Source organism: Streptomyces sp. NRRL WC-3618, from assembly GCF_001280005.1.
Lineage (GTDB): Bacteria > Actinomycetota > Actinomycetes > Streptomycetales > Streptomycetaceae > Streptomyces.
In genome coordinates, this window is sequence record NZ_LGDW01000009.1 from 1 (window position 1) to 16,361 (window position 16,361).

Annotated in this window: 12 protein-coding genes and 2 pseudogenes; 5 read left to right on the forward strand and 9 right to left on the reverse strand. The window is 70.2% G+C overall.

Annotated elements, in window-relative coordinates; genetic code table 11:
• Positions 1-417: 417 nt before the first annotated feature.
• From ADL01_RS02360 to ADL01_RS45695, 3 genes are read right to left on the reverse strand one after another with little or no spacing between them, the layout of a single operon-like run.
• Positions 418-1,131: a hypothetical protein gene (locus ADL01_RS02360; protein WP_053740167.1), complete on the reverse strand. Its 714-nt coding sequence runs from the start codon at positions 1,129-1,131 to the stop codon at positions 418-420.
• Positions 1,131-1,649, reverse strand: coding sequence for a phage tail protein (locus ADL01_RS02365; protein ID WP_053740168.1), 519 nt, complete (start codon positions 1,647-1,649; stop codon positions 1,131-1,133). The genes ADL01_RS02360 and ADL01_RS02365 overlap by 1 nt, the downstream gene beginning before the upstream one ends.
• A gap of 22 nt (positions 1,650-1,671) precedes the next feature.
• Positions 1,672-3,405, reverse strand: a complete 1,734-nt coding sequence (locus ADL01_RS45695) for a phage tail sheath family protein (RefSeq protein ID WP_053740169.1) — start codon at positions 3,403-3,405, stop codon at positions 1,672-1,674.
• A gap of 657 nt (positions 3,406-4,062) precedes the next feature.
• On the opposite strand from ADL01_RS45695, the gene ADL01_RS45210 reads away from it, so the two are divergent.
• Both ADL01_RS45210 and ADL01_RS45215 read left to right on the forward strand, forming a co-directional pair.
• Positions 4,063-4,404 carry an IS110 family transposase gene (locus ADL01_RS45210; RefSeq protein WP_199834733.1) on the forward strand — a complete coding sequence of 114 codons (342 nt, stop codon included), beginning with the start codon at positions 4,063-4,065 and terminating at the stop codon, positions 4,402-4,404.
• The gene (locus ADL01_RS45215; protein WP_199834731.1) at positions 4,401-4,619 is read left to right on the forward strand and encodes a hypothetical protein; all 219 of its coding nucleotides are present in this window, start codon (positions 4,401-4,403) and stop codon (positions 4,617-4,619) included. Before ADL01_RS45210 ends, ADL01_RS45215 begins: the two co-directional genes overlap by 4 nt.
• Positions 4,620-4,873: 254 nt before the next feature.
• On the opposite strand, the gene ADL01_RS02380 is transcribed toward ADL01_RS45215, so the two are convergent.
• On the reverse strand, positions 4,874-5,437 hold the full coding sequence (locus tag ADL01_RS02380) for an AfsR/SARP family transcriptional regulator (RefSeq protein ID WP_159049435.1): 564 nt from the start codon (positions 5,435-5,437) through the stop codon (positions 4,874-4,876).
• 566 nt (positions 5,438-6,003) lie between these two features.
• On the opposite strand from ADL01_RS02380, the gene ADL01_RS44465 reads away from it, so the two are divergent.
• Positions 6,004-6,147: a hypothetical protein gene (locus ADL01_RS44465; RefSeq protein ID WP_159049436.1), complete on the forward strand. Its 144-nt coding sequence runs from the start codon at positions 6,004-6,006 to the stop codon at positions 6,145-6,147.
• A 39-nt stretch (positions 6,148-6,186) separates the two neighbouring features.
• On the opposite strand, the gene ADL01_RS45700 is transcribed toward ADL01_RS44465, so the two are convergent.
• Both ADL01_RS45700 and ADL01_RS44470 read right to left on the reverse strand, forming a co-directional pair.
• Entirely contained in the window at positions 6,187-7,551 is a 1,365-nt protein-coding gene (locus tag ADL01_RS45700) for a peptidoglycan-binding protein (protein WP_053740171.1), read from the reverse strand.
• A gap of 108 nt (positions 7,552-7,659) precedes the next feature.
• A complete protein-coding gene (locus ADL01_RS44470; protein ID WP_159049437.1) occupies positions 7,660-9,021 on the reverse strand; it encodes a hypothetical protein in 1,362 nt (453 codons plus the stop codon).
• Positions 9,022-9,917: 896 nt separating this feature from the next.
• On the opposite strand from ADL01_RS44470, the gene ADL01_RS02395 reads away from it, so the two are divergent.
• Both ADL01_RS02395 and ADL01_RS02400 read left to right on the forward strand, forming a co-directional pair.
• Positions 9,918-12,974, forward strand: a complete 3,057-nt coding sequence (locus tag ADL01_RS02395) for an ATP-binding protein (protein ID WP_159049438.1) — start codon at positions 9,918-9,920, stop codon at positions 12,972-12,974.
• Positions 12,975-13,187: 213 nt separating this feature from the next.
• Entirely contained in the window at positions 13,188-14,411 is a 1,224-nt protein-coding gene (locus tag ADL01_RS02400) for a low temperature requirement protein A (RefSeq protein ID WP_063783443.1), read from the forward strand.
• A 75-nt stretch (positions 14,412-14,486) separates the two neighbouring features.
• Here the strand turns inward: ADL01_RS02400 and ADL01_RS45705 are convergent.
• The 3 genes and pseudogenes from ADL01_RS45705 to ADL01_RS02410 all read right to left on the reverse strand — a co-directional run.
• Positions 14,487-14,739: pseudogene (locus ADL01_RS45705) on the reverse strand (transposase); the annotation flags it as partial.
• A 133-nt stretch (positions 14,740-14,872) separates the two neighbouring features.
• The gene (locus ADL01_RS02405; protein ID WP_107090785.1) at positions 14,873-15,916 is read right to left on the reverse strand and encodes a HEAT repeat domain-containing protein; all 1,044 of its coding nucleotides are present in this window, start codon (positions 15,914-15,916) and stop codon (positions 14,873-14,875) included.
• Between the two features lie 147 nt (positions 15,917-16,063).
• A pseudogene (locus ADL01_RS02410) lies at positions 16,064-16,361 on the reverse strand (DUF7134 domain-containing protein); the annotation flags it as partial.

A 16,361-nucleotide genomic window follows, 5' to 3' on the forward strand; every position in this document is an offset into this window, starting at 1 on the left:
CGGTGGGAGCGGTGCTCACAGACTCCGAAAGCACGGTGGCGGTGGGAGCAACGCTCGGGGATCTCAAAGGTGCGGTGGCGGTGGGAGCGTTGCTCACAGATCCCGAAGGCGCGGTGGCGGTCGGAGCAGTGCTCACAGACCCCGAAAGCACGGTGGCGGTCGGAGCAGTGCTCACGGGAACAGGAGGGGCAGTACCGGCAGGAGCGACACTCGTCGGAAGGGAAGGGGCAGCGCCGGCTCGGTCACCGTCCGCAGCGGGAGCAGAAGGCTCGACGGCGGCGAGCCCGTCCCCCGGGATCTCGCCCTCATCCCAGCCTGGGAGTTCGTCCGCCACCGGCTCGAACCGCCCTCTCGGCCGGGGTTCGAGCACCGGGGTGAGCCCGAGGGTCCGCTCCACCAGGTGGGTCAGGAATCCGCTCACGCGCTCACCAGTTCCAGGTACGCGGCGCGGCGCGCCGGGCTGAGGGCCAGTACCTCGGGCTCGGTCCAGCCGTAAGCGGTGGCCAGGACGTGCACCTGGCGCAGCAGGGCGACCGCCTGGGTCTGGACCTCGACCCACAGCAGGGCGGGTATGTCCAGGGCCGCGGCAGTCTCCGCCCCGCAGTCGGGGCAGCCCGTATGGACGGTCACCGCGCCGCCCGGGGCCGCCTCTTCCATGGCCGCTTCCACCGCGGCGGCGGTCTCCTCGTCGAGGTCCTCGCCGCTGCCGGCCTCGGCCTGTACGCAGCGGGCGAGCAGCAGCCGTCTGCCCGCCACCGCGTCGCGGCCCCCGAGCAGCCGCAGGTCGCCGGTGCTGGGCAGCCGAAACCGCACCCCGGTGCCCGAGACCTCCACCTCCAGCAAGGCGCCGGGCTCACGCCACGGCGTCCTGGGGAACGCGGTCAGGTCGAGGGGTACATCGAGCCGTTCACCGCATCCGGCGCACCTCACGGACGCCTGGACGACCCCGCCCGTGTGCCTGCTGAGGACATCGACGAGCACCGCGTCACGGCTGCCCACGTCCGCCGACTCGGCCTGGTCGCGTGACAGCCCGGTCGCCGAGGCCAGCAGGGTCACGGCGCGGTCGAGCGTGCCCTCCCGCACTCCGCGTTCCCAGGCGGTGAGCGTCCAGGCCGGGTCGAGGATGCTCATCAGCCGACGAAGCTTGGCTCTGTGGGCTCCGGGACTTCCACATCGCGTTCCCAACCCTCGTTCTCCAGCCTGATGTGCTGGATCGCGACCGCGTTGGCGTTGGCGTCGAGTTCGGGCAGCGCCTGGTACTCGGACACCCAGCAGCGGAACACCTTGTAGGCGATGGCCAGTTGGCCCGCCTCGTTGTAGACCTCGATCACGATGTCCTTGCGGAAGTCCCGCAGCGACAGCTCCGAGGCCAGTCCGGCGCCGTGCAGGTGGACCTTGTTCGCCCACTGCTCGAAGTCCAGGTCGTGGGTGACGCCGCGCTCCAGGGTGATGGCAGCGTAGTCGGTCCGGCCTGGTGACTTGCGGCTGCTGCTGGGGTCCCCGCCGTCCCGGTGCGACACCACTTCCGTGGTGCGGGTGAGGGCGCCCACCTTGCTGACGCCTGCGACATAGCGACCGTCCCACCGCACGCGGAACTTGAAGTTCTTGTACGGGTCGAAGCGCTGTGCGTTGACAGTGAACTGGGCCATTCTTGTCCGCTCTCGGTGTCTGTCAGGCCTGGGCCTGGGCGATCTGCTGTATCTGCAGCACCACGAACTCGGCGGGCCGCACCGGCGCGAAGCCGACGATGATGTTGACCTGGCCTGCGTTCACGTCGTTCGGTGTGGTGGTCTCGCGGTCGCACTTCACGAAATAGGCGTCCCGCGCGGTGGTGCCCTGGAAGGCGCTCTGCCGGAACAGGTTGTGCATGAACGCACCCAGGTTCAGCCTGATCTGCGCCCACAGCGGTTCGTCGTTGGGCTCGAACACCACCCACTGGGTGCCGCGGAAGAGGCTCTCCTCGATGTGCAGGGCGAGCCGCCGGACCGGGAGGTACTTGTACTCGTCGCCCAGGTGGTCCGAGCCACGGAGGGTCCGCGCGCCCCACAGCACTGTGCCGGTTCCGGGGAACGTCCGCAGGCAGTTGATGCCGTGCGGGTTCAGCATGCCGTTCTCGGCGTCGGTGAGGTTCACGTCGAGGCCGGAGATCCCGGTGAGGGTCGCGTCGACACCGGCGGGGGCCTTCCACACTCCGCGCGTCGCGTCGGTGCGGGCGATCACTCCGGCGATCGCGCCGCAGCCGACGAACGTGCCGATCCGGCCCCGGTCGGTCGGATCCGGTTGCTTCAGCCGGGGGAAGTAGAGCACCGAGTTGCGGGCCTCCTCCCCGGTGAGCTTGAGACCGTCCAGTTTGCTCGGTACTTGGCCGGACGCGCTGACCGCGTTGGCGACCTTCATGTCGCTGGGCGGGTCGACGATCAGCACGGCGCGGCGTTGTGCGCAGTAGGTCTGCGCCGCCTGGTAGACCCCGGGGTCGGTGTTTCCGTCCAAGGTCGGTGGGGGGATGCACAGCAGGTTGAACAGATCGACATGGTCCAGCGCGTAGAGCCCTTCGTGATTCGAGCTCATGCCGTCACCGACATAGTCGTCGTGACTCAGAGGATCCCCGTCCTCGCCCTGATGGTCCTCGTCCACTGTGGCAGGCTGGTCCGTTGGGTCGGGACGGATCTTGTCGAAGCCCGGCACTACCCGTACCAGTTGCGACTCGGCCAGGAGCACCGCGTCCACCTGCCGGGAGCTATCGACCGCGGTGACGTTGCGGAAGACTTCCTGCGGGCCCTTGTCCCCAAGCCTGACAACCAGGTTGAAGAGTTTGTCTCGATCTACCTGGAGTTGCTTGGCCACATCCTTGGCGATTTCCGGAGGTGTGTCGTGATCGACGGTCACCCTCAGGTCGTTTGCCCAGGCTCCTGCGTCCGTAGCCTGCAGGACGAGGGACTTCCCTCTTAGCCCTGTCGGCAGTGTCAGTCGGGCCGGTCTGGCCTCGTTGGTCTGGCGCACCTGGCGGCGCACCGGGCGGCGCACCGGGCGCACCTCCGGTGCCGATGCCTCCTGTGGGTCCTGTGGCTCTTGTGGAGCTTCTGGGAGTTGTGGGGTCTCTGGCTCCTGTGGGAGCTGTGGGGCCTCGTCGGTCTTGCTCGTGCTCACCAGTCGGACCACCACCGCCTGCCCGCCACCGTTGGCGAAGAAGTCGCGGACGGCGAAGCTCACCGTGCTGTCCTTCCACAACCCGCCGAAGACACGCTCGTAGTCGGCCAGGCTGTTGATGACGGTGGCCTGGTTCACGGGGCCACGCCGGGTCCGGCCGACGAAGGCGGTGACCGAGGTGGCGACGCCGGTGACGGTCCGTACCCCGCTGGGTATTTCGGTGACGTAGACGCCGGGGTAGGAAGTCTGAACCGCCATGCTGCCCCATCTCGGGTCTGTCGAGGGTGTACCGGGAAGTCCGGGAGCAGGCCCGGACGGACGTGACCGTAGTGAGGCCTGCGTCACCGCTCCGTCACTGATGCGTCACCGGCCCCGTGACAGCCACGGCACCGGCCATGAATGACAAGTACCCCGTGAAGAACCTGTGGTGACGGAGTGTTTGACCGAGGTCATGCGGACGGGGGAACAGCTCCAGCTGGCCGGGGTGGTGCTCGACCGTGCGGCGCTCTGCGTGAAGTCCATGTGGCCACCCTTCGCGGTCGCCTGACGGGGTGCCAGCCGGGCGTCACGTGACGGGCACAGCCGCGAGCGCCCCGGCCGAGCTGCTCGGCGGAGACCGGGCTGCGCTCGGGAAGGCCAGCCCCGTTCCAGGCGTGCAGGGCGGCGTCCTTGTCGCCGTTGGCGGCGGCGAGGGCGTGGTTCTTCGCCTCGTCCTCGCCGATCGCCTCCAGTTGCCCGTGATCACCATCGGTATCGATCCCCACGACTCCTCTCACACCGCCGTCGCCGTCGACGCCGCCGGGCATCAACTGGCGCAGCGACGCTTCGTCGTCAACGCCGGGACCGTCCGGCAGTTGATGCGCTGCTGCGAGAAGTGGGCCCGAGCGTCGCTTCGCTGTCGAAGGCGCCCGAGGCCTGGGCCGCAGCCTCGCCCAGCAGCTGGCCGCGGCCGGCGAGAAGGTGGTGGACGTCCCGTCCACCCTCTCCGCCCGGGCCCGGCTGCTGGCCACCGGCGGGAACCGCAAGACTGACGCCGCCGACGCCCTGCATGTCGCTCAGGTAGCACTCTTCCGGCAGGGCTTGCGCACGGTCGAACCGGAGGACCAGCCGACGATCCTGCGGCTGCTGACCGAGCGGCACGACGACCTGGTCAACGAGCGCACTCGGATAATCAACCGGCTCCACGCGGCCCTGCGGGACCTGCTGCCGGGCGGAGCTCCCACCCGCCTGTCTGCCGAGAAAGCCGCACCCTCATGAAGGGCATCCGTCCCGCGACGGCCACTGACTCCTGCCGTCGCGTCCGGCCCGAGATCTTCGGCGACGGCGGCCGTGGACAGGAGTACTACCTGCGCAAGATCGCCGAGGGCAAGACACCGGCGGAGGCACGCAGGGCCCTCAAACGGCACCTCCCGGATGTTGTCTGTCGCGCCCTCAAACGCGACCGCCACAAGGCTCACACTACGGTCGCTTGACACACAGAGGCACTCATCAGCGTCTCCGACGGCGCCTCCCGGACCCAGTGATCCCACCCCCCCAGGTCATCCGTTCTCATCCGTTCGACAGGGGGGAGCAGTCATGCCGGCCCGGAGGCCGGCGGCCCTCTTGCAGGACCGCGCAGAACATAGCGGGGGCAGCGTGGGATCCGGGGTGACTGCGCGTCCAGCCGCCCCAGGGTGCAGTCGGGGCAGAGGTCCGTGTCCTCCAACCGACTGGAGAAGCCGCCCCATCAGACCGGGGCCGCCTTCGTCCGGTTCCGGAGAGGTTCTCGCCGGAACACCAGGTCGGCGAGGTCCAGGGACGGCTCCACGCCCAGTTGCTCCGCCAGCAGAGCGCGGAACCGCTTGTACTCGTACAGTGCCTCGGCGAAGTTGCCCTCAGCGAGGTGGACCCCTATCACAGCGCGGCGTGCGCTCTCCCGCAATGGTTCGCTGCGGACCGCTTCAAGGGCGGCGTCGAGCGCCATCGCATAACCTCCCAGAGCGCACAGATCGGCTGCGGCCGCCTCAAGCTGGTGCAGGCGGAGCTGGCGCAGCCGATCCCGTTCGAAGATCACCCAGTCGTCGTCCCAGCCGGGTAGGAGCTCGCGCAGCCGTAGTTCCGGCGAGTGCAGTCCGGTACCGCCGGGGTGGCGGAACCGGGCGCCCGCGGTACCGACGAACTCGGTCACGTCGACCCTGACGAACTCGGCCAGGGCCAGCTGACCCCGCGCCGCCACGATCAGTCCGGGTACGGCGTGGTTGAGCCGCCACATGGTGGTCCGCAGGCTGCCCAGCGCTCGGCTCTCGGGCACGTTTGACCAGAGGGTCCCGGCGACGACGGTCCGTGGGGCGGGCCCGAGCAGACTCAAGAAGGCCAGCAGTCGTTGGCCATTGGTCACGGGATGGATCCAGGTGCCTTCCACCTGGAGACGGAAACCGTCGAACAGCTCGATCCGCCCTCTTCTGACTGATTCGCGCACAGGCGCACCAGGCGACGACACAAGGCCCCTTAAATCGTGGTGGTGTCCAAATGTGGATATTGAAACTTGACTACGCCCGGCCCGACGGACAGCCCCTGACCGGCGCCGACTTCGACCAGCGCCCTGCTGCGCATGCTCAGGGACCTGGCGTGCGTCGGCCCAGATCAGCAGTACGAGGTACTTTTCGTTTCCCGCGGGCGAAGATCTTCCCGACGGTGATGTTCCCCAGTGGCTCGCGGAGGCGCTGACGCTCGGAGGGGGTCTGCCATCGGCCACCCCTGATGCGCATCCGCGACAGGCGGCCCGCACCCCGGCACTGTCGCTGGTGGTATCCCGTGGGAGAAGATCCGCCGTCTGCAACAGGCGTCCGCCGCTGCCGCGGCGGGCACGTAGGCGTTTTGGGCTCCGGCAAGACCGCCCTGGTCCGCGCGATCGTCGGACTGCAAGCGGACACCGGCGGCACGATCCTCCTCGACGGCACCCGCTCGGCAGCGGCCTGCGCGGTCGCGACCGGGAACAGGGGCGCCGGGTCCAACTCGTGACGCAGCTCTCGGCTGTCGGTGCGTCGGGCCGAGCATGCTTCAGAGCTTCGGGATCTTCAGCGCGGCCCACGTCCTGGTGCCCGGGATCCCGTCCGCGTCGCCCGCCAGTTCGGGCCGGGAGCGCTGGAAGTCGGCGACGTTGAGCCTGTCCGCCTCCGACCATTCAGGGCCGGGACCAGAGGTGTAGTGCTTGCCGAAGCCGAGCGCCACCAGGCGCCTTCCCAGGGCGGTGACGAGGGGGCTGCGGCGGCCGGCATGGAAGAAAGCCGTCCCGGGAAACGGCTCGTACCGCGGTGCCGGCGGCTTCGCCGGGCCCGCCGTCGGCAGTCGCAATCTCTGCCCCACGGAAATCTCGTCGGCGTCTTTGATGCCATTGAGGGACAACAGAGCAGCCACGGTGGTCCGGTGCGCGGTCGCGATGGACGTCAGAGTGTCGCCCGCCTTCACGGTGTAGGTGCCGGACCCGGCGTCCGGAGTGGTTCCCCGGCCGTCGGAGCTGGGCCTGCCCGGTACGATCTCGGTGTCCAGGGCCCCGGGATCCCAGTGGTCCTGGCCGGGGATCTGGGAGTGTCCGTAGTGGCCGCCCTTGTTCTCCCAGGTGGTTCTGGGACGCTCCGTCGCGGCGGCCGCGGTGGCCGGCAGGGCCCCGACAGGCCACACGTCCGGGATGTCGTGCGCGCGTATCGCGGTGAGCAGCCTCTGGAAGTTCGGCTTGGCCTTCGGGTCGAAACCCTTTGTCCACGGGGCGCTGGCACGTCCCAGCACCTCGATCTGGATGCAGACCTTGCCGGTTCGGTTCGTGCGCTTCGTGCCGTCGTTCTTCAGCGCCCTCGACGACAGGTTCAGGGGCCCGAACTGGCCCAGCCGGTCGGTGACCGGGCAGTAGATCACCTGCGGTTCCACCCCGGCACGGATCAGGAAGGCCGCCACGGACGTGAAGTAGTCGCCTCCGGCCGGGGACTCGGTGGTGTGCCACACGGCCCGCGGCGGCTCGAGCGGGGTGTCCATCGCTCCTCCGATGCGCTGGTCGCCGAGCCGGGTCACGCCGTCGATGTAGGCCGGGCCTGACGCGCTGTGCGGCGCATCGCCCAGGGCACGGATGTCGCTGCTCAGGAAGCCTGCGTGCCGGTCGCCGGTTTCGTCGGGGGTCTCCGGCAGCGGTTCGGGTGCGAGGTGCTCGGCCGGGCTGGTGGGCTCGTAGACGTCCAGGTCGCCGTCGTCGCGCAGGACCATGAAGGCGCCCTCGTGCCGGGGGTGTTCCTTGACGTGGCGCTCGGTGCCCGGGAGTGCGGCGATGGCGCGTACGCGGTCGATGTGGGCCTGATCGACGGTGCCCAGATAGGTGGTGGTGATGTCGTGGGTGCCGGGGTCGGGGTGGTCGACCGCGACGTGGAAGGTGGTCATGTGGGAGCTCCGGTTTCGGGATTGGCGGGGGTCTTCCCCCTCGTGCGGGGCGAGGCATGTGCTCGGGCAGGGACGTGAGGTACGCGCGCTCCCCGCTCCGGGCGCCGGTCAGGACGCGTCGGGCCGCGGGGCCACGGGAACGGCAGGAGGCGGGGAAGGGCGTACGGCGACGGAAGGGGGCAGGAGCTGAGAAAGCTCACCTGCTCTGCCGTCTCGATCTTCTGCCGCGCGAAATCGCCGGAGCCGAGCGTCTCGACACGCAGCGTCGCGGCGATGCTCCTGGTGAGGTCGCCGATGGGCAGCCGGCCGCCGGGGCCCAGGGGCAGCGACGCCAGAACCGGGCCGTCGGTCCCGTCGGCGTTGCGCAGTGACTTGCCGAACTGTCCGGCGGCAGGGGGGAGTTCCACCGCGAAGTGCATCGCCTCGGGCCGCTGTCGGACGTCCAGCCGGGTCAGTGTGCCGACGAAGAGGCAGAGCATGATGTCCGGGGTGAGACGGATCGTCCCGACCTCTTCCAGCGGACTGGCGTGACCCTCGGCGAACGCCTCGACGACCAGCCCGGGTCAGCCGGACACGACACCGGATCGGATCAGCGCCCTGGTCATCACCGGCGGCGCTGTGCATCGGCGATCCCGCCCTGTCGAGTTCGGCGTCCGCCGCGGTCAGTCTGCCGATGCTGAAGGCGCCGTCCAGCAGATGGCGTATCCACTCCTGGTCGAGACCGGCCGAGGACGCCGTCCAGCCGAACCGCAGTCGGGCCGCCTCCTGCCAGCTCTGACCGTCCGGCGCCGCTGAGCCGTCACCCAGCGCGGCGGCGGGATCCTGGCCGTGGTCGTCGAACCAGCCGAGCACCTCGTAGCGCAGACCCTTCGGCGTGGCGCCCGGGTAGTCCGGGTCGAGGAAGCCGAAGACGCTGTGGCAATTGGCGTACCGAGCCGCGAAATTGGGCTCCCCGTATCCGACCGCGGTCAGCTCGGGGAGATACCGCGAGCGGTCTGTGGAGCGGCTCCAGACGTCGAGCGGCGGCTTCCGGCCGAGCCGCTTGTGCGGCCGGTCCGCTCCGGGGACCGGATAGAGGATCGCGGCGGGATTGTCGTCGGACAGGTAGTCGCTCTCGACGACCCACTCCCCCTCCACCCGCCCGTCCCTGCTCCGGGTCACCAGCCAGCGGTTCGGCACCGCCGGGACGGCAGTGGTGCCGTCCGCGCGCTGGACCATCCGGGTCAGTCCGTCGGGCAGCGCCCAGGGGAGATGGACGCCGGCCTTGAGCCGGAAGTCCTCGTCCTGGAAGCGGGTCCGCGCCATGATCTCGCTGACGTACGGGAGATCCTCGTGGTGATCCGGACCGGTGGCCGCGTCGCGGTAGGGGAGCCGGCTGAAGGCGTTGTCCGGTCCTCGCACGTCAAGATCGTCGGTCAGGCACAGTGCGTCCAGGTGGACCGGTACGACCAACGGTCCGCCCACGCTCACCGGTCTTCCGCCGACGAGGTCGGACGTGTGACGGCTATCCCTTGCAACACGGTTCCCCCAGTCCAGCTGCCGGTCCAACGGTGTCTCTCCCCGTTCAGCGAGCGCCACCGTAGTCGGCAAGCAGCCGCGTGGAGAGCGCAGTTGTTTGAAAGCTGCAGTACGGGGAAGGGCGGGTTCCGGGCCTCTCCACGGGAACTCGGGCCAACGCCGTGCCTTCACGATTGTGCGACCGCAACGACCCTGGGAAACGGGGCTGTCCGGCCCGCCGGAGGCTGCTGTCGGGACGAGAGCCGGCAACTCGCCGCAGCTGCTCCAGCAGCGGGCTCACCACGTGAGTTCCTCGTGAACGCCGATGCGATCGAGCGCGACGAGAGCCTTGGACAGGGCCTTGGGCGGGACCATGGGCAGAGCCGCCGTCATGGGCGCGGTGAAGTTCCCCGTTCGCACAACGAGGGCGGCCCGATGCCTGTCCCTCGGGCGGGCCGCCGCCTCCGGTCCGGCCGGCGTGGGCGAGGGAACCGGCTCCGGCACCGGAAGGTTTCCGCGCGGTTCTTCCGGTGGTCCGTCCGGTTGTTCTTCCTCCTGATGCCCCTGTCCGCCCCCATGCTCTTCCGTACGCGGTCAGGCAGCCGCCGCTCCTCATTCGAGTACGGGTGTCCTCGTACGGGTGCCCTCCGTGAACGGCCTCGGAGCACGGCCTGCGGGCCGACCTGTCCGCCCTGCGTGTCCACACCAGGTCGAAGGAAGGACGGACGGCAAGCAGCGCCGGTGAGTACCATCCCGCTCAACGGCGAGGCGTCGGAGTCTCGCCCGGATGCTTCGGGCAGGGCTCGAAGGGGATCGTCCCGTGGGGTGGGACGGTGTGGGGGGCAGGGGAGTTGGCGACGTTCGGTGAGATGCTGCTGGTCTTTCGCCGGGCCGCGGGGATGACGCAGGAGGAGCTGGCCGAGGCCGCCGGGATGGCGGCCCGGTCCATCCGGGATCTGGAGCGCGGCCGGCGGGCGCGTCCGCAGCGCCGCACGGCGCAGTTGCTGGTGGCGGCGCTGGGGCTGGGTGACGCCGACGCCGCCGCGTTGCTGGCGGCGGGCCGCCCCGGCCGGCAGCCGGTTCCTCCTGCCGACGACGCCACGGCGCCGTTCGGCCTGCTCGGTCGGCAGGACCAGCTGGTGGTCCTGGAGCGTGCGGCCGGCGAGGCACGGGCGGGCCGGGGCGGCGTGGTGCTGGTACGGGCGGGCGCGGGAATGGGGAAGACCGCTCTGCTGGATACGTGGGCGGGCGTCCAGCAGCCGCAGGAGATCCTGGTGGTGTCCGCGAGCGGGGCGGAGCTGGAGCAGGGCTTCGCCTTCGCGGTGGTGCGGCAGCTGATCGAGCCTTTGCTGGCCCGAGCCGGTGACGAGGGGCGGGCGCGGTTGCTGTCGGGTCCGGCGCAGTTGGCGTCCCACGCGCTGCGCGTGGAGGGGACCGGTGAGTTGTCGCCCGAGGCGTCTGTGGGCCTTCTGCACAGTCTGTACTGGCTCATGGTGCATGTCGCCGACGAGGGGCCGGTCGCCCTGGTGGTCGATGATGTGCAGTGGGCGGATGCCCCGTCGGTGCGGTGGCTCGAGTACCTGGCGCGACGGCTGCGGGGTCTGCCCCTGCTGCTGGTGCTGGCGGGGCGGCCGGACAACGGGGCAGCGGTCGAGCCGATGCTGGAGCGGATCGCCGGACAGCCGTACTGCCGTCCGGTCGGCCTGCCCGGCCTGGACACCGACAGTGTGACCCACCTGGTGCGGGCGAGCCTGGGGCCCGGCGAACCACGGTTCGTCGCCGCGTGTGCCTCGGCCACCGAAAGCAACCCGCTGCTGCTGCACGAGTTGCTGCGGACCCTGGCCGACAACCAGGTCAGCGCCGCCGACGATCAGGCTCATCTGGTGGAGGAGTTCCGGGGCCGGATCCTGGCCAAAACCGTGGTCAAGCGGCTGGCCGACGAGCCGGAGCCGGTCCTCCGCCTGGCGCGGGCCCTGGTGGTGCTGGGGGACGAGGCCACCTGGAGGGTCGCGGCCGAGCTGGCGGAGCTGGGCGAGTCGACGGCACGGGAGCTCGGCGGCAGGCTGCGCCAGATCGGTGTGCTGGCGCCGGGTGAGCCGGTGCGGTTCGGGCATGCGCTGGTCCGCACCGCTGTCGCCGAAGCCGTCCTGGGGCCGGTGGAACTGGCCGCCGGTCACGCGCGGGCAGCCGAACTGCTGCGCAGCGACGGCGCGGCCGACGATCTGGTGGCGGCCCATCTGCTGCTGGCCGAACCGGGCGGTGAGAGCTGGTGGGTGGACGCCCTGCGGGAGGCGGCGCGGGCGACTCGTGGCCGAGGGGCTCCGGAGGTCACCGTCGCCTATCTGCGCCGGGCTCTGCGCGAGCCGGTGTCCGTCGAAGATCGTGGTCCCTTGCTGCTGGAGTTGGGCAAGGACGAGATGCAGATCGACGTCGGCGCGGCCAGACACCACCTGACGCAGGCCTCGACGGCGTTGGCCGACCCGTATGCGCTGGCCGACGCGGCCTCCGCGCTCGCCGGCGCGCTGTTCCTCAGCCATGAGCACGAGCGCGCCGTCGACGTCCTCGCCCGTGCGGTGGACGATCTGGGGCAGACCGACGACGGCATCGGCCTCGCTCGTGAGGTGTCGTGGTTCCTTCAGGCGCAGATGCTGTTGATCGGTTACGACCAACTGTCCACGCTCCCCGCCGCACGCAGGCACGCGCGACGGCTGTGGGACCACAAGCTGGCCGGGGACACCCCTGGTGAGTGCATGGTCCTGGCCGCGCTGTCCGCCCCGGCCACCACGGGGGAGGCCAGTGCCCAGGTGGCCAACGACCTCCTCGACCGGGCCCTGCGAGGCGGCCTGGTCACAGCGGACACGTCCCACATGCTCGTGACCCTCGCCGGGCTGGCCTTCGTGGCCACCGACCGGCTCGACGACGCGGTCGCGCGATTCGACCGCATCGCCGACATGGGCGGCCGATGGGGCTCGTTCCTGATGGTCTCGTCCGCGATGACCTGGCAACTGCTCGTCCAGGCCCGCCGTGGCCGACAGCTCCCGCTCACCGCTGACTTCGGACACCCCGCCACCACGGCCGACCAGGGCTTGGAGCCTCGGGCCAGGCTGGGGATGATGGCCCAGGTGGGCGAGTCGCTGATCGAGCGGTGCGACCTGACCTCGGCGACGGCAGTGCTCACCGCGGACGCCGACTTCGACCGGGTGGGCTGGACCTGGCAGGGCCCGGCGCTCCTCGTACGCAGTCGCCTGCACGCGGCGCGGGGCAACCAGGCCGCCGCCCTCGCCATCCTGCACGAGTACGGCGCGGAGGAGAACCGGGCACAGGTCATGAGCCTGGCCGGGGCGCCGTGGCGGTCGCGGGCGGCCTTGCTGCACCTCACGCTCGGACAGCGGACGGACGCGCTCCAACTGGCCACCGAGGAACTGGAGCTGGCCCACCAGTGGGGTACCGAGCGAGCGATCGGGGTGGCCTCACGCTGTCTGGGCGTCATCCACGGCGGACGCAAAGGACAGGCCCTCCTGCGCGAGGCCGTGGCCCTGCTGAAACGGTCCCCCGCCCGACTCGAACTGGCCCGCGCCCACTACGCGCTGGGAGCCGCCCTCCTGCGCGGCGGCGAGACCGACAAGGCCCGCCAAGCCCTCACCCAGGCGCTCCACCTCGCGGACACCTGCGGCAGCGTCCTGCTGGCCGGCCAAGCACGCGCAGCGCTCGCCACGGCAGGAGTGCGCCCGAAACCGGCCCCACCGGCGGCCCCGAGCCTCTCCCCGACCGAACACCGGCTTGTCGAGCTGCTCCGCGCGGGTCACAGTGACCGTCAGATCGCCCAGGCCCTGCTCCTGACCCCGCACGACGTGACCGGCCTGATCGAGCAAGCGGGCCGCAAACTGGGGGTGACCAGCAGGGCGGAGCTGGCGTCCCCGGCCTGAAGCGTGGGGGAGGGACATGGGCCCGGAGCGGGGAATGCCGGATGCTGTCTCAGCTGATCCGGTCCGGCTCCGCCGCTTCGAGCGGAGGATCGGTTTCCGTATCCGTGTGTACGCGGGAAGCGAACTCCCGTACGCCGCAAGAGCCATCGTCGGCCATGTCCAGTGTGGGTATTGTTCCGCACGTGGGTGGCGGGGCGCCCCGAAGGGGGAGCAGTGGAGACGAACAGCGAGAGATCGCGGCTGGTCGCGACAGGGGGCGGCCATCGGGTGACACCGGCCGAGCTCTTCTTCGACCTGGTGTTTGTGTATGCGATCACGCAGGTCACGGCGCTGATAGCGGCCGACCCGAGCTGGCTGCGACTGCTCGGCGGGATGGTCGTGATGGCGCTGCTGTGGTGGTGCTGGTGCTGTTTCGCCTGGCTGGGGAACGTGGTGCGGGCCGACTCCGGCGCGATGCTCACCGTGTTGGTGTCCGTCATGGCCGTTGTCCTGATCGTGTCGCTGACCTTGCCCGAGGTCTACGACGACGCGCCCGGCGGACTGCCCGCCCCGCTGGTCTTCGTCCTCTGCTACGGCGCCGTCCGCGCCCTTCACCTGGTCACGTACTGGCTCGCCGACCCCACCGATCAGGCCTTGCACCGCGTCCTGCGCCGCGTGGCCCTGCTCTCGGTGGCCCCGCCCTTCGCCCTGCTCCTCGTGGGCGCGGCCTTCACCGGCATGGCGCAGATCATGATCTGGCTCGCCGCAGTGGCCATCGACTACCTGGGCGTATTCCTCACCGGAAAGTCGGGCTGGCGGGTCGCTTCGCCCGGCCACTTCGCCGAACGTCATGGCCTGATCGTCATCATCGCCCTCGGCGAGTCGATCGTCGCCCTCGGTGTCGGGGTGTCCGGCCTCCCGCTGAGCACCCCGGTCGTGGCCGCCGCCACACTGGGACTGCTCGTCTCCGCGGGCCTGTGGCGCCTGTACTTCCGTCAGCTCGCCGAGACGACCGAGCAGCGGCTGTCCGCTCTGACCGGCGACGACCGCACCCGGCTGGCCCGTGACGCGTACACCTTCCTTCACCTTCCGCTGGTGGCCGGAGTCGTCATCACGGCCCTCGGCATGAAGACGGCCCTCCATCAGGTCGCCGACACCGGCCACTACGACCTGGCCGAACCCCTGCACGGTGTCGTTGCCTGGGCCCTGCCCGGAGGCGTCGGTGTTTTCCTCCTCGCCTCCGCCGCCCTGCTGTTCCGCACCGCGAACCACCGCTCCCCGGTCCTTCTCGTCGGCGCGGCAGTATGTCTCGCCGCCGGCCCCGCTGTCGCCCTCGTCCCGTCCCTCGTCGCCCTGGCCCTCCTGGCCGTGCTGGTGACGGCCCTGGTCCTCGTTCAGGACACCGTGGCCCAGCCGCGTGTGACCGTGATGGCTGCCCCATCGGACGAGATCAGCTGAGACAGGGTCCAGCTCGACAGAGACGGGACACCTAGGGTCAGAAACAGGCACTGAGCTTGTTCTTCATCCTTTCCGGCAGAAGAGCCGGTCGGCGCTGGTCGGCGCGTCCGAGCTCGCCACGGCGAGACGTCAACCGCGAGCACGATCCGGCCGTCGTCCGTGCGCGGCACCGGCAGAGAGGCCAGTTCGGCGCGCAGCCGGTCCGTGCCGATCCGGCCGCAGTTCAGCGCGTCGTACAGGGCGCCGTGGCGCGCCGGTGCTCGGCCGTCAGTGTCAGGTCGACCAGCGACTTCACTGGCCCGTGGGCGTACAGCAGCGCGTCGGTCAGCGTCTTCCAGCACACTCTTCCTCGCGGCCTTGGGTCGATCACGGGTGCTTCAGCAACGCACATGATCACTCCAGGGTCGCTCCCTATGCTTGGAGAACGCCAAAACCTGTGGTCAGCCAGGGAATCCGCGGCATCAGCTGGTGCGTCTCGAGATCGCTGGCAGATCGGAGGCGACCAGTTCGGCAGCACGCGCGGGCTCGCCGTCCGCGCGATTCAGCAGTGTCTCGATGTCGTAGCCCGCTGAACCGCAGGTGGCGTTGAGGCCAAGCTTCAGGCCGTGGTCGAAGCGTTCCATGTAGACGGAGGCGTCCAGGTCGGGGCGCAGTCGGTGGAGCGCGCCGACCAGATCCCACGCCGAGGCGTCCATCTGGGCCCGTTGCAGCGGGTCGCAGGCGCTCAGGGCTGCAATCGCCTCGACGACGTCGGGCTCGTACTCTCTCAGAACCGGCAGAAGGTCGGGAACGCCCATGATCTGCGCCGCGTGGAACGTGAGGACGTGCGCGCCCTCGGGATTGCCGAGCAGTCCCACCAGCAGCGGGACCACACGCAGGTCGTGTCGCCGGGCCAATCCGCGGATGCCCTCCTCGCGGGCATCCGGATACTCGTCGGTCGTCCGCTCCCAGAGCGCGGCCCGGATCGTGGGACTGTCGACCTCGCGCTGGTAGCCCAGCGTGAACGTCGCCCAGTTGCGGACTTCCGGGTCCAGGTCGTGGGTCAGCGTGATGAGTGCGCGGATGTCCGGCCCGTCCGGCAAGCCGGTGGAGATCCCCGCGAAGGAGCTGGCTACCTGTCGGCGGACCTCGGCGTCGGGATGCCCGGCGAAGGCGACGAGCACGGGGACGGCACGCTGGTCGTACGTCATCTCGATCGCGCGAACCAGAGTCCACAGAACGCAGCCCTCGCTCTCCCCCTCCGCGAGCGCGACCAGCGCGGTCGCCGTCTCGGCACGGACCGCCTCGTTCTGATTACTCGCGTTGCCCAGCAGGTCGCAGCCCGCCTCCCGCTCGACCGGATCGCTCGAAGCGATCAGCTCCAGGCCGAGCGCCAGCGACCCACATCCGTCAGCCCCCGCCCGCCACAGCAGGGTCCCGTACTCGTCCCAGTCATCCGTCTTCCGGGCAACGCGCGCCGCCGCCAGGGCCGCTCCGACCAGTTCCGCCACCTTGCTCGCTTCCATCCGCGCAGTCTGGCGCACGAACCGCGACCACGCCCGGGAGTTGTCGCCAGCCGGGCTCGTTCTGACTCCGGGCCCTCAGCCGAAGGTTAAAGAACAGTCTGAGAGGTCGAAGGTGGTCAGCACGAGGACGCGGGAGCGGCCCCCAGTTGCCGTGAAGAACAGCGCGTCCCAGACGGACACGGCCGCCGACACCCGCACCGCGACCAGCACCACCGCACCCGCCATGACGCCGCAGGCCCACGGCAACCGCCGCATCCGTCCATGGAGAGCCAGGCTGTACAGGGCGATGAACAGGGCGATGAACAGGGCGATGTCCGCGCGCAGAGCCGTCCCCAGCGACCACTGCGCACGAACACGACCGCGATGGCACCGAAGGCGGCCATCGGCCTGCGCCGCCGCCACAGCAGCGGCAGCACCAGACCGACCTGAAGGAGCAGCATGGCCG

What these genes read in the sequence shown, in the direction of transcription:
- ADL01_RS45700 (WP_053740171.1), bottom strand. Translation starts at nt 7,551, where the DNA reads ATGACCACCTTCCACGTCGCGGTCGACCACCCCGACCCCGGCACCCAC.
- ADL01_RS45215 (WP_199834731.1), top strand. Translation starts at nt 4,401, where the DNA reads ATGAAGGGCATCCGTCCCGCGACGGCCACTGACTCCTGCCGTCGCGTC.
- ADL01_RS02405 (WP_107090785.1), bottom strand. Translation starts at nt 15,916, where the DNA reads ATGGAAGCGAGCAAGGTGGCGGAACTGGTCGGAGCGGCCCTGGCGGCG.
- ADL01_RS02360 (WP_053740167.1), bottom strand. Translation starts at nt 1,131, where the DNA reads ATGAGCATCCTCGACCCGGCCTGGACGCTCACCGCCTGGGAACGCGGA.
- ADL01_RS02395 (WP_159049438.1), top strand. Translation starts at nt 9,918, where the DNA reads ATGCTGCTGGTCTTTCGCCGGGCCGCGGGGATGACGCAGGAGGAGCTG.
- ADL01_RS02365 (WP_053740168.1), bottom strand. Translation starts at nt 1,649, where the DNA reads ATGGCCCAGTTCACTGTCAACGCACAGCGCTTCGACCCGTACAAGAAC.
- ADL01_RS45695 (WP_053740169.1), bottom strand. Translation starts at nt 3,405, where the DNA reads ATGGCGGTTCAGACTTCCTACCCCGGCGTCTACGTCACCGAAATACCC.